Annotated in this window: 9 protein-coding genes; 8 read left to right on the top strand and 1 reads right to left on the bottom strand. The window is 58.2% G+C overall.

Annotation, left to right across the window (positions count from 1 at the left end):
* The first annotated feature begins 197 nt into the window (after positions 1-197).
* The 8 genes from mmsA (at position 198) to V9K67_RS21055 (ending at position 12,946) form a co-directional block, all read left to right on the top strand.
* Positions 198-1,655: a CoA-acylating methylmalonate-semialdehyde dehydrogenase gene (mmsA, locus tag V9K67_RS21090; protein WP_336725936.1), complete on the top strand. Its 1,458-nt coding sequence runs from the start codon at positions 198-200 to the stop codon at positions 1,653-1,655.
* 190 nt (positions 1,656-1,845) lie between these two features.
* Entirely contained in the window at positions 1,846-3,195 is a 1,350-nt protein-coding gene (locus V9K67_RS21085; protein ID WP_336725934.1) for an aminotransferase class III-fold pyridoxal phosphate-dependent enzyme, read from the top strand.
* A 74-nt stretch (positions 3,196-3,269) separates the two neighbouring features.
* Positions 3,270-4,775 carry an NCS1 family nucleobase:cation symporter-1 gene (locus tag V9K67_RS21080; protein ID WP_336725933.1) on the top strand — a complete coding sequence of 502 codons (1,506 nt, stop codon included), beginning with the start codon at positions 3,270-3,272 and terminating at the stop codon, positions 4,773-4,775.
* Positions 4,759-6,141 carry a dihydropyrimidinase gene (gene hydA, locus V9K67_RS21075; RefSeq protein ID WP_336725932.1) on the top strand — a complete coding sequence of 461 codons (1,383 nt, stop codon included), beginning with the start codon at positions 4,759-4,761 and terminating at the stop codon, positions 6,139-6,141. The genes V9K67_RS21080 and hydA overlap by 17 nt, the downstream gene beginning before the upstream one ends.
* A gap of 57 nt (positions 6,142-6,198) precedes the next feature.
* Positions 6,199-7,065 carry a nitrilase-related carbon-nitrogen hydrolase gene (locus tag V9K67_RS21070; RefSeq protein ID WP_336725930.1) on the top strand — a complete coding sequence of 289 codons (867 nt, stop codon included), beginning with the start codon at positions 6,199-6,201 and terminating at the stop codon, positions 7,063-7,065.
* 113 nt (positions 7,066-7,178) lie between these two features.
* Positions 7,179-8,519, top strand: coding sequence for an NAD(P)-dependent oxidoreductase (locus tag V9K67_RS21065; protein WP_336725927.1), 1,341 nt, complete (start codon positions 7,179-7,181; stop codon positions 8,517-8,519).
* Positions 8,520-8,639: 120 nt separating this feature from the next.
* On the top strand, positions 8,640-9,908 hold the full coding sequence (gene preA / locus V9K67_RS21060; protein WP_336725925.1) for an NAD-dependent dihydropyrimidine dehydrogenase subunit PreA: 1,269 nt from the start codon (positions 8,640-8,642) through the stop codon (positions 9,906-9,908).
* A 1,370-nt stretch (positions 9,909-11,278) separates the two neighbouring features.
* Positions 11,279-12,946 (top strand): T9SS type A sorting domain-containing protein, encoded by a 1,668-nt coding sequence (locus V9K67_RS21055; RefSeq protein ID WP_336725924.1) that lies wholly within the window; start codon positions 11,279-11,281, stop codon positions 12,944-12,946.
* A gap of 65 nt (positions 12,947-13,011) precedes the next feature.
* On the opposite strand, the gene V9K67_RS21050 is transcribed toward V9K67_RS21055, so the two are convergent.
* Positions 13,012-13,284: a hypothetical protein gene (locus tag V9K67_RS21050; protein WP_336725922.1), complete on the bottom strand. Its 273-nt coding sequence runs from the start codon at positions 13,282-13,284 to the stop codon at positions 13,012-13,014.
* Positions 13,285-13,310 lie beyond the last annotated feature (26 nt).

Here is a 13,310-nt window from a genome sequence, read left to right as displayed (position 1 = left end):
GGTTTGTATCTTTATTAAAGTTAATATAATGGGCAGAAAAATACCGGGATAGGGAAGAAGGTGGTATTTTAAGGGGGACGGGCGCCTTTACTGTTGTGCTTCAAATTGGCTGTTTTCATTTGCCTGAACTTCAAAAAGTGTTATATTTAAGAACAAACGGCGCTTGCCCTATCCGATAACGCTCAAACCGCCACCACATGAAGTACCACCCTGTCCAAAACTTCGTCAATGGGCATTTCATTGATGCCGCCGCCGCTGAAACCCTGGAGGTGATCTCCCCGCTGGACGGCATGCTGCTTTCTAAGGTGCCGCTCTCCACTGCCGCCGACCTCGATGCCGCCGTCAAGGCCGCCCAGGCTGCCTTCCCGGGCTGGAGCAAAACCCCTATCAAGGAACGGGCGCAGGTATTTTTCCGCTATAAATATTTGCTGGAACAGCACCTGCAGGAACTGGCGGCCCTGGTGAGCGAGGAAAACGGCAAGACGATGGGCGAGGCTGTGGCCGAACTGGAAAAATGCGTGGAGCTAACGGAATTCGCCTGCTCGCTGCCCCAGCTGGTGACCGGCGAGATCCTGGAAGTGAGCCGGGGGGTGGAATGCCGCACCGAGCACGTGCCGCTGGGAGTAGTGGCCTCTATTGTGCCGTTCAACTTTCCCTCCATGGTGCCCAACTGGACCATCCCCAACGCCCTGGCACTGGGCAACTGCATGGTCATCAAGCCCTCCGAAAAGGTGCCGCTGAGCGTGGGCCGCCTGGCCCTTCTGCTACAACAGGCAGGTCTGCCCGATGGTGTTTTTAACGTGGTACACGGCGACTCGTCCCTGGCGGAAGCCATCTGCGACCATCCCGGCATCGAGGCCGTCTCCTTTGTCGGCTCCACCCGGGTGGCCAAAGCAGTATACCAGCGGGCCACGCATAATTATAAACGCTGCCTGGCCCTGGGCGGCGCCAAGAACCACCTGCTGGTATTGCCGGATGCCAGGCCCGACATGACCGCACAAAATATTGCCGCCTCCATGAGCGGCTGCGCGGGCCAGCGCTGCATGGCCGCCTCGGCTATGGTGGCGGTGGGCGCTACCGACCATATCGTGGAAAAAATTTGCGACGAGGCCCGGAAGATGGTGCCGGGAAAAAACCTCGGCGCTGTCATTAACAAAGAATCGAAGGAGCGCATCGAGCGCTACATTACCGAAGCCGAACGGCAAGGGGCCAAGGTGCTGCTCGACGGCCGCCGGGCGGTGGTGGAAGGCAAGGAGGCCGGCACCTACGTAGGGCCTACCGTTATCGACCACGTACAGCCCGACATGGCCATCGCCCGCGAAGAGGTGTTCGGCCCGGTGCTGAGCATCATCCGCACCCAAACGCTGGACGAGGCGCTGGCGATCGAAAACCGCAACCCTTACGGCAATGCCGCCTCGGTCTTTACCCAGAACGGCGGCTATGCCCGCTACGTCATGGAAAAAGCCTCCGCCGGCATGGTCGGCGTCAACGTGGGCGTGCCCGTGCCCCGCGAGCCCTTTTCCTTCGGCGGCTGGAACGAAAGCAAGTTCGGCGTCGGCGATATCACCGGTAAAAGCTCCATCGAATTCTGGACCAAGCTGAAAAAGACCACCGTGAAATGGAACCCGGAAGCGGGCGTTAACTGGATGAGCTGAAATCAAGTTTACGAGTTCACGAGTTCCTTGCCGCGGCTATCGTTTTCTATGTTTTTGGGTTGACCGTTTTGCAGCGCATCGTCGACCATTTCTTACACCTTGCCAGCACCTATCTAAAACCCCAACACCTGTTTCTGCCATTAACTGTGCGCATGTGATCTTGTGCGCAGGTGAACTATAAATCGTACATATGGAGCCAACCATTTTATCGGTAACGCAGGAAATCATTGAGGAGAATTTAGACTACACCTTATTCTCCTGGAGCAGGCAGAAGGGACTGAATCCTATTGCCGTGAAGGAAGCGAAGGGGGTGTACCTGTACGACTATGACGGGAAGCGGTACCTGGACTTTTCCTCCGGCCTGATGAACGTGAACATCGGCCACGGCAACCAGCGGGTAACGGCCGCCGTAGCCGCACAGATGCAGCAGGTAAGCTACGTGACGCCCAGCTGCGTGACCCGGGCCCGCGGCGAGCTGGGAAAGATGCTGGCCGGCATTACCCCGGAGGGACTGACCAAAACCTTGTTTACGGTGGGTGGGGCCGAAGCCATCGAAAACGCCATCAAGCTTGCCCGCCTCTACACCGGCCGCCACAAGATCCTGGCCCGCTACCGGGCTTTCCACGGCGCCTCCTACGGGGCCATGACCGCCGGCGGCGACCCCCGCAAGCTGGCCAACGACGCCCAGCAGGCGCCCAACATCATTCACCTGGAAGATCCCTACTGCTACCGCTGCCCCTGGGGCAAGGAAATCACCTGGTGCCAGCGCGAATGCGTGGGCCATGTGGAACGCGTCATCGAATTTGAAGGGCCGGAAAATATTGCGGCCATCATCATGGAGGGCGAAAGCGGCTCCTCGGGCTGCATCAAGTACCCGCCCGACTACCTGCCCAGGATCCGCGCCCTCTGCGACCGCTACGGCATCCTGCTGATCGCCGACGAGGTGATGAGCGGCTTCGGCCGTACGGGCAAATGGTTCGGCGTGGACAATTACGGCGTGGTGCCCGACATGATCGCTACCGCCAAGGGCATTACGGCCGGCTACCTGCCGCTGGGCGCACTGATCGTCAGCGACGCTATCGCCCACTATTTTGATGACAAGGTGTTGTGGCTGGGACTGACCTATTCGGCCCACCCCGTCTGCTGCGCCGCAGGGGCCGAGGTGCTGAAAATTTACGAGGACGAGCAATTAATTGAGCGTGCCGCGGAAATGGGAAAATACATTGAAGAACGAATAGAAGGGCTGAAAGCCCAACACCCCTCCATCGGCGACTTTCGCAATACCGGCCTGCTGGGCTGCATCGAGCTGGTAAAGAACCGCACCACCAAAGAACCCATGGCCCCCTTCAATGCCAAACCCGACGAGATGGCGGTGATGAACAAGGTGATGGCCAGGCTCCGCGAACGCGGCCTTTACACCTTCGTGCGCTGGAACTACATTTTCATCGCCCCGCCGCTCTGCATCACCAAAGAAGAAGTGGGTGAAGGCCTGGCGATCATCAGCGAGGCGATCGGAATTGCGGATGAGGCTTGCCGTTAGACCCGCGGAAAAGCGCAACTCAGGAACTCAGGAACATAGGAACGTTTCACTCGTAAACCCGTAAACTATCCTGCATGACGAATGATCAAGTCGATATAACCTCCTCAAACTTATACAGCAAGGACCTGGCACCGATTCCGCCGGGCGGGCGGACCTGGAATACCTGGAACTATGCCGCCCTGTGGATCAGCATGAGCCTGTGTATCCCCACCTATATGCTGGCCTCCTCGCTGATCGGCGGGGGCATGAACTGGTGGCAGGCGATCCTGACCATTTTTCTGGGAAATACCGTGGTGCTGCTGCCCATGATCCTCAACGGCAGGGCAGGGGCGAAGTACGGCATTCCCTTCCCGGTCTTTGCCCGGGCCTCCTTCGGCGTCACCGGCGCCAACATCGCGGCCCTGCTGCGGGCTATCGTGGCCTGCGGCTGGTTTGGCATCCAGACCTGGATCGGCGGCTTTGCCCTTTACCAGATGGGGCGGCTGTGGATCCCCGCGCTGGAGGGGCTGCCGCAGGTGTTTCCCGCCTCCTGGGGACTGGAGACCGGCCCGGCTATTACCTTTTTTCTTTTCTGGCTGCTGAACATGTACGTGGTGTACCTGGGCGTGGAAAGCATCCGAAAGCTGCTGGTGTTCAAGGCGTTCTTTTTGCCGGTGGCCGCCCTGGCGCTGCTGTTCTGGGCCGTGTCGGCCAGCAAGGGGCTGGGACCCATCCTGGCGCAGCCGTCGAAGTTTTCTTCCTCCGCCGAATTCTTTCAATTCTTCTTTCCCGCCCTGACCGGCATGGTCGGCTTCTGGGCCACCCTGTCGCTGAACATACCCGACTTTACCCGCTATGCCCGCAGCCAGCGCGCCCAGGTGATGGGACAGACTATCGGCCTGCCGCCCTCCATGACGCTCTTTGCCTTTATCGGCGTGGCGGTGACCTCGGCCACCACCATCATCTACGGCAGCCCCATCTGGGACCCCGTGGTGCTGGCCGGCAAGTTCGACCACAAGCTGCTGGTGAGCTTTGCCATGATCGCCGTGGCTATCTCCACCCTGGCCACCAACATCGCCGCCAACATCGTCAGCCCGGCCAACGACTTCGCCCACCTGGCGCCCAAAAAGATCTCGTTCACCACCGGCGGGCTGATCACCGGCGTCATCGGCATCCTGATCTTTCCCTGGAAGCTGATCGCCGATCCCAACGGCTACATCTTTACCTGGCTGGTGGGCTATTCCAGCCTGCTTGGCCCCATCGGCGGCATCATGATCGCCGATTATTATTTCGTGCGCCGCCAGCGGCTGAACGTTTATGAATTGTACCGGCCCAATGGCCAGTACGCCTATTCGAACGGCGTCAATTACCGGGCGGTCTGGGCCCTGTTGCTGGGCATCCTGCCCAATATCCCCGGCTTCCTCACCACCATCGGGGCTATCCCGGCAGACGCCGTTCCCGCCTGGGTGTCGGGCCTGTACCACTATGCGTGGTTCGTGGGCTTTATCATCTCCGGCCTCGTGTACCTGGCGCTGATGCGCCCGTATAAAGAAAAAATTTCCAGGGAAATAAAAGAAGTCGCCTATGTCGCTGCTGATTAAAAACGGAAGGATCATTACGGTTTCGGAAGATGGGGTCGCCGATATATTCATCGAGGGCGAAACGGTCAGCGCCATCGGCCGCAACCTGCCCTTCACGGCCGACCGCGTCATCGATGCCTCGGGCCTGCTGGTATTTCCCGGCGGGGTGGACCCCCACGTGCACCTCGACATGCCTTTTATGGGTACCTTCTCCTCCGACACCCACGAGACCGGCACCCGGGCCGCCCTGTTCGGCGGCACCACCACGGTCATCGATTTCGTGCTGCAGAAGCAGGGCCACTCCCTGCACGACGCCCTGGCCGAATGGAACGGGCGGGCGCAGGGCACCGCCGTGGGCGACTACAGCTTCCACATGGCGGTGACCGACTTCAACGAGCATACCTGCAAGGAAATACAGCAACTGGTGGAAGAGGAGGGCATCACCTCCTTTAAAACCTTCATGGCCTACAAGGGCGCCCTGATGATCGACGACCGCCAGATGATCGGGCTGATGGAGGAGGTGCGGCGGCAGGGGGGGGTGGTGACCGTGCACGCCACCAACGGCGACATGATCGACTACCTTATTGCCAAGCACCGATCCGAAGGCAAGCTGTCGCCCCTGTACCACTACCTGTCGCAGCCCGAGGTCACCGAGGCCGAAGCCTCGGAGCGGTTTGCCGACCTGGCAAATTATACCGGCTGCCCGGGCTATATCGTGCACCTTACCTGCGAGGGGGCGCTGAACGCCGTGCGCAACGCCACCCGCCGCAACCAAAAGGTGTTTGTGGAAACCTGCATCCAGTACCTGCTGCTTGATGCCTCGCTTTACGAGCAGGATTTTGAGGGCGCTAAGTGGGTGATGAGCCCGCCGCTGCGCGAGAAAAAGGACCAGGAAACCCTCTGGGCCGGCATCAACCAGGGACTGGTGAACGTGGTGGCCACCGACCACTGCCCTTTTTTCTGGAAACAGAAAGAAATGGGCAAGGATGATTTTTCGAAAATCCCCAACGGCCACCCCGCCATCGAGAACCGCCTGGAGCTGCTGTTCAGCGAGGGCGTGGCCCGGGAGCGCATCACGCTGAACAAGTTCGTGGAGGTGGCCTGCACCAACCCGGCGAAGATTTTTGGCATGTTTCCCCGCAAGGGCACCATCGCCGTGGGTTCCGATGCCGATATCGTCCTGTTCGACCCGGGAGTAAAGCACACGATCTCCGCCGCCACCCACCACATGAACGTGGACTACTCCGCCTACGAGGGAAGGGAGGTAACGGGGAAAGTAAAAACGGTGGTCCTCCGGGGACAGGTGGCCATCGACAACAATGAATGCACCGTTCCGAAAGGCTACGGGCAGTTTATCAAAAGAAAAAAAGTGGAAGGCAAAATTTAATGCCCCTATCCAAACCAACTGCACCAAATCCGTTTTATCACCTAAACCCAACGCACCATGCCACGCATCATCAAATCCGGGCTGATCCAGATGAGTCTTCCGAAAACGGAAGGCGAAGGTTCTATTGAGGAGATCAAAGCCGCCATGATCCAGAAGCATATTCCCCTGATCGAAGATGCCGGCCGGCAGGGCGTGCAGATCCTTTGCCTGCAGGAGATCTTCAGCACTCCTTACTTCTGCCCCGGCCAGGACAAGGCCTGGTACGCCTCGGCCGAAACCATTCCCGGCCCCACCACCGACCTCATGGCCGAATATGCCAAAAAGTACAACATGGTGCTGATCGTGCCTATTTACGAAAAGGAGCAGGCCGGCGTGTTGTACAACACCGCCGCCGTCATCGACGCCGACGGCACCCTGCTGGGCAAGTACCGCAAGAACCATATCCCGCATACCTCGGGCTTTTGGGAAAAATTCTTTTTCAAGCCGGGCAACCTGGGCTACCCCGTCTTCCAGACCCGCTACGCCAAAATAGGGGTCTATATCTGCTACGACCGCCACTTCCCCGACGGGGCCCGCATCCTGGGGCTGAACGGCGCCGAGATCGTGTACAACCCCTCGGCCACCGTGGCGGGGCTGTCGCAATACCTCTGGAAGCTGGAGCAGCCGGCCCATGCGGCGGCCAACGGCTACTTTATGGGCTGCATCAACCGCGTGGGCGAGGAAAAACCCTGGAACCTGGGCAAGTTTTACGGCAACTCGTATTTCGTCGATCCCCGGGGCCAGATCTTCGCCCTGGCCTCCGAAGACAAGGACGAACTGCTGGTGGCGGAATTCGACCTCGACATGATCGAGGAGGTCCGCAACGTCTGGCAGTTCTTCCGCGACCGAAGGCCGGAAACGTACGGTAAACTTGTAGAACTCTAACGAGTTTACGAGTTGACAGGTTTACGAGTTTACAAGTTGGGAGGAGGAGGTTTTTCGTTGTTTGATGAACCACCAACCACCAACCACCAACCACACACTTCAAACTAATGATCATGGCACTCCAATCGAACCGGTTACCGGTGGAACAATACGAGGCGAATTTTTCCGACATCCACGAGCCCTTCGCCAACAGGGCGGAGGCACTGGTGGAGGCCAACCGCTGCCTGTTTTGTTATGATGCGCCCTGCACCAAGTCGTGCCCCACCGGCATCAACGTGCCCAAGTTCATCAAGCAGATCACGACCGACAACAACAAGGGGGCGGCGCACACCATTTTTTCCGCCAACATCTTCGGGGGCGGCTGCTCCCGCGTTTGCCCCGTGGAAAAGCTGTGCGAAGGCGCCTGCGTGTACAACCTGCTGCACGAAAAACCCATCGAGATCGCCAACCTGCAGCGCCATGCCACCCAAAAGGCCATTGAAGAAAAATGGCCCCTGTTCGACCGCGCCCCTGCCACCGGCAAAAAGGTAGCCGTGGTAGGAGCGGGGCCGGCCGGCTTGAGCTGCGCCCATGCCCTGGCAAGGGCCGGCGTGTCGGTAACGGTATTTGAAAAAGAATCGAAGGGGGGCGGCCTGATGACCTACGGTGTGGCTGCCTACAAGGTGACCCCCGAATTCTGCCAGCAGGAAGTGGACTTCATCACCTCGGTCGGCGGCATCGACATCCGCTACAACCACGAGCTGGGCAAGGACATCTACCTCGCGCAGTTGCAGCAGCAATTCGATGCCGTTTACCTGGGCATCGGCGTGGGCCTCGCCAACCGGCTGTACATACCGGGCGAAGACCTCGAGGGGGTGGCGGATGCTATCTGCTTTATTTACGACATCCGCACCCGGGGATACGCCCAGGTGCCGGTAGGCAACCGGGTGGCCGTCATCGGCATGGGCATGACCGCCATCGACGCCGCCACGCAGGCCAGGCGGCTGGGCGCCGAGGAGGTGACCATGGTCTACCGGCGCACCGTAGCCGAAAAAAGCTGTACGCAGGCAGAGCTCAATATCGCCCGCCTCGACGGCTGCAAGATGGTGTGGCTGGCGGCTCCCAAAGAGATCGTCGGCGAGAACGGCAAGGTCACCGCCCTGATCTGCGACCAGATGCAGCTGGGCGCCCCCGACTTCTCGGGCAAACCCTCGATCCAGCCCACCGGTGAAACCATAAAGCTGGAGGTGGACATGGTGATCAAGGCTACCGGCCAGAGCCCTTACGAGGAACTGGTGGCCCAGAACAACATCGACCACCGCCGGGGCAAAATGCTCATTAACGAGGACAGCTCCACCAGCGTTCCCGGCGTCTTCGCCGGCGGCGACTGCGTCAACGGCGGCAAGGAGGTCGTCGATGCGGTGCAGGCGGGCAAGGAGGGGGCTGCCGCTATTTTAAAGTACTTGTTTCCGTAGTTTACGAGTTTACGGGTTTACAGGTTTACGAGTTGCTGGCGCCCGTAATGAACTCGTAAACCCGTGAACTTGTAAACCCATAAACTCCTTCCTACGGAACCTCTCAAACTAAAGAAAGTTATGGCAGACATATCAGCAAATTTCCTGGGGATCCAGTCTCCGAATCCGTTCTGGCTGGCCAGTGCGCCGCCGACCGATAAGAAGTACAATGTGCTGCGGGCTTTTGAGGCCGGCTGGGGCGGGGTGGTATGGAAGACGCTGGGCACCCAGGTGAAAAACGTTTCTTCGCGCTATTCGGCGGTCAACTACAACGGCTCGCGGGTGATGGGGCTGAACAATATCGAGCTCATTTCGGACCGGCCGCTGGAGCTGAACCTGCGGGAGATCGAGGAGTGCGTGCGCCTGTTTCCCGACCGGGCGATGATCGTGTCGCTGATGGCGGACAATACCCGCGAAAAATGGCACGAGCTCATCCGGCAGGTGGAAGATACCGGGGCACACGGCCTGGAACTGAATTTCGGCTGCCCCCACGGCATGACCGAAAGGGGCATGGGCGCCACCGTGGGGCAGGACCCCGAGATCGCCCGCATGGTGGTGGAATGGGTAATGGAGGTGGCCCGCATCCCCGTCATTACGAAGCTCACGCCCAACGTGCATTCGGTAGTGCCCGCCGGCAGGGCCTGCGTGGAGGCGGGTACCAACGGCCTTTCCCTCATCAATACCATCCAGTCGGTCACCGGCATCGACCTCGACACCTACGTGCCCAACCCCTACGTGGCGGGCAAGTCGGTCTTTGGCGGCTATTGCGGGCCGGCGGTAAAGCCCATTGCCCTGAAGATGCTGGCCACCATCAGCCAGGACCCGGTGACGCGGCAGGTGCCCGTGTCGGGTATCGGCGGCGTCAGCACCTGGAAGGACGCGGCGGAGTTCATGCTGCTGGGCGCTACTACCGTACAGGTGTGTACGGCGGCCATGAAGCACGGCTTCCGCATCGTGGAGGACCTGTGCGACGGCCTGAACAACTGGATGGACGAAAAGGGCTTTCCAACCATCGGCGATTTTATTGGCAAATCGGTGCCCGCCCTGACCCACTGGGAAGACCTCGACATCAACTACCACCATGTAGCCAACATCAACCAGGACAAGTGCATCCATTGCGGCCTCTGCTATATCGCTTGCGAGGATGCGGCCCACCAGGCCATCAGCCTGGCCTATGGCCATCCTTATAATACCTACGCCATCAAGGAAGACGAATGCGTCGGCTGCAACCTCTGCCAGCTGATCTGCCCCTCGGAGGGCTGCATTACCATGGTGGAACGACGAGTGGGCGAAGAGTACCTGAACTGGAAGGAGTTTCAGCGCCGGGGCCTGCCCCTGAACGACCACTAAGGCGGGGATCACTTCGAAGAATACCCGGGGAAGGCCGATTTTCATTGCGGTTTTTCCCTGGGCGCTTTCGTTTTTACATGTTGATTCGTGCGCTTAAAAATATCGGGCCACGACAACGGTCCGAGCATTATTGTTGACAGGAACGTGGAGTAATCTGCCCAAAGCCGGGGGGCGCTCCTTTATTCCGGCTTTTTGCGCAGCGGCGACTGCGCGTGGCACAAGAATTTAACAAGTACAAATACGTAGGAAAAATACGATACACAAGTTGGAGCTTTTTCCTTCCACTGGTTCGCAAGCCCCCACCCTGGAAACCTGGATTCTTTCTCCGTTGGACGATTCCAGAATCTACCCCCTGAAGGCCGTGTCATTTTTGTGAAGCTTGAGTGACATGCCCCAACAAACAATCATCAAAAATCTGTCCACCTAAAAAACGTTGTTCGGTCACGTTTGTTTTTGTGGCTCTTTGCGAAATCCAGTTTGCTTTTGAAAGACTACAATGAAAAACCAATAGAGCGCAACTGCCCTGGCGCTTTAGCCAGGGCAGCATAACGCCAACCATCGTGTGAAAAATCGCCATCATACCCTAAGGAACGGGAACAGCAGTGAAGCTGTCGCCACCGAGGGTACAGTGGCGGAAACCGAAGGAAAGCGGGGTGCTGATACGAACCGCCAGGGAATGTCAGTAACGCCGCGCAGGGAACCACCCTGCACAGAGAACGAGGCACCATATTAAGATCCATAATATCCAAACCACCCGGTTCCTTCCTCTAAACAGGATTTGGGCCGGAAACCTGAAAAGGCAGCCACCCGGCTGCTCTTTTTATTTTATCCCCTCCCCAGCACCGCTGCCGCAAGGGGCGGGGGCGAAGGGGCCATGCCAGGCCCTTTCGTACCTTTTGAACCCCACAAATTGTAGAGCTTTTTGCGCGAAATGCCCCCCGGGTTCCCGAACCGGCTCCGTTTCAAATGGATGAGTTTTGGTACGTAATTTTCATTAGTAAAAATACGAGGGAATTACCGAGTCCCGGTGGTTCGCCCCCTTCGCTAACCGTCTGACCTGCACCACCGCCACCTGGTAATTTTTCTCCGTTCTCTATTTCCCGGCCGCTGTTCGGGAAGTCTGCCCTGTTCCGCCCTGTGGGAAGGTTCGCCTTCGCGTTTGAATCCATCCTTTGTATCGCACCGCCTATAGTACGCTGCAGTCTGTTCCTGTTCCGGAAAGGAACGGCCGGCTCTGTGCTGATCCATTCCCTTGATTTTCAGGGTTCCTGATGCCGCAGCCGCTGCCCGATGCTGCGGGAGGCCTCCTCCTGCCATGGACGCTCCTTCGGCGCATCGTAAACACGCTTAATCCACCAAAAATTACTGGAATGAAACAGTTATTACTCTTCCTGGGCATCCTGTGCCTGGTCCTGACCGTACGTGCCCAAGCGCCCACACCTCGTTTAAGGCTGAGCGAATTTTATATCAGCCCCAATCCCAACAAATCCACCGTCGAATTTTTCGAGCTGGGGAATTATTCCGGCGTTCCCGAATCCACCGACGACTACCTGCTGGTCACCTATTTTGAACGGGACCGGGGGGCGGTCAAAGGCTTTTACCTCATCGATCTGCCCCATCTCACCGTTGCCCCGGGGGGGGTCGTGGTGGTATCGGCGGGCAATGCCGCTGCGCTGAATTCCAGCTATAACTGGAACGATACCACGAATCCGAGGGTCGCGCATGCTTCCTTCAAAAAATTTCTCCTGAATGGCAATGGAAGCGCCGCCAGCCTGGATTCTTCGGGTATTGTGACGGCGGACCGCAATGACATTTTCGTCGTTGCCAACGACAACCTGATGATGCTGTTTAAAAAGAAAAACGGCACCTTTAAATTAATGGATGGCCTCATCGCCGGGTCCAGCAACCCGATCATTCCCAATTACGTGGTCAATATTCAGGCGGTGTTGTCCTTTTATTTTACAGGCGCTTCCGGAGTGCCGGAGCGCAGCACGCTGGATTTCGGAGAGTATCGGAACAAGACCATCGAAAACCTGGTGACCCCTGCCAGCGGATCGGACAACGGTTACACTTTTTGTTCCTCCTGGAAAAAGTCCGCTTCCCCCACCTCCTTTACCCCCGGGGCCATGAACATCTTTACCAACAACACTTCCTCCACCGGTTCTCCTGTGCTCCTGACGCCTATAGCCGACATTGCCCTGGACTCCCTTGCCTTTACCCTGTCCGGGGGCATTCCGGCCAACTACCCGGTTACGGTTTCCTTGTACAAAGACCTGGGCGCAACGGCTACCGACCCGGTTCCCGACCTGGACTTCAGCGGGACCGTTGACCAGTTGCTGGCGACAAAAACCGTTAAAACAGCTACTTCCGTTCCCATAAATATCTACCCGACGCCTCCCGTTTCCACCAAGTACTGGCTGGTGATCGTGGGCGGGGAATGCACGCGGAAACTGCCCTATTTCTTTGATGTGGCATTTGAAAACCTGGTGCTGCCGGTCACCTTTGCGCAGTTCCAGGGTGTTCGAACCGGCAACGAGGTAGCGGTAAGCTGGGAAACGGCTTCGGAAAGCAATAACAAAGGGTTCTACCTGCAACGCCAGACGGGTGGTGCCTGGAACAACCTTGCCTTTGTTGGCAGCAAGGCTCCGGGCGGATCCAGCAGCCAGGCCTTGTCCTATGCCTTTACCGACAATAACCCGGCCGAAGGCAACAGCCTGTACCGGCTGCTCCAGGAAGACCGGGACGGTAAAACCAGTTACAGTACGGTCATTTCCGTGGAAGGAACCACGCAGACCTCCGGGGTAAAGGTGCTGGCTAATCCCGGCATGGCGGGCAGGGTCCAGGTCGTTCTCGAAGGGTCGACCGTACTGAGAAATGTAGTGGTATCCGATCTGTCGGGCAGGGTGCTGAAACGTTACAGAAGTGTCAGCAGCGGCAGCCTGCAGGTGGACGGATTGCAAGCCGGAATGTACTTTGTCGTTATCCAGGACGTGCGGACCGGGAAACAGGTGACGGAAAAAGTGCTGGTGTCCCGTTAACCCCAACGGCGAGTAGTAAGCGGAGGGAGGCGAAGCAGGAAAATTCGGGACCGGGTCATGTGGCGTTACAGGGGCGAGGACAACAGGTATTCGGTAGCGGCCTCGGCCAGGAGTTGCATGCGCCGCTCCAGCTCGGCTTCGGAGGGCAGGCGCCGGAACACCACCAGCTTCACGTATGAATCCGTCCGGGGAAGCCCGAAGCTGGAAAGCACCTGTTCCTGCAGTTGATGCATTTCTTCACCGACTGCCGGGTGCAGTATTTTAACGCCTTGGGCATCCTCGTCCGTCTGGTAGAATGCCAGCTTCAGTAATACAAATTTTACCTCTTCAGTATTCATGCATTTTTATTTAGCAATAAGCCAAA

It is taken from the genome of Huijunlia imazamoxiresistens, from assembly GCF_037132455.1.
Taxonomy (GTDB): Bacteria; Bacteroidota; Bacteroidia; order Chitinophagales; family Chitinophagaceae; genus Flavisolibacter; species Flavisolibacter imazamoxiresistens.
The sequence above is the reverse complement of the archived record's forward strand: the minus strand, read 5'-3'. Positions and strand labels throughout refer to the sequence as shown.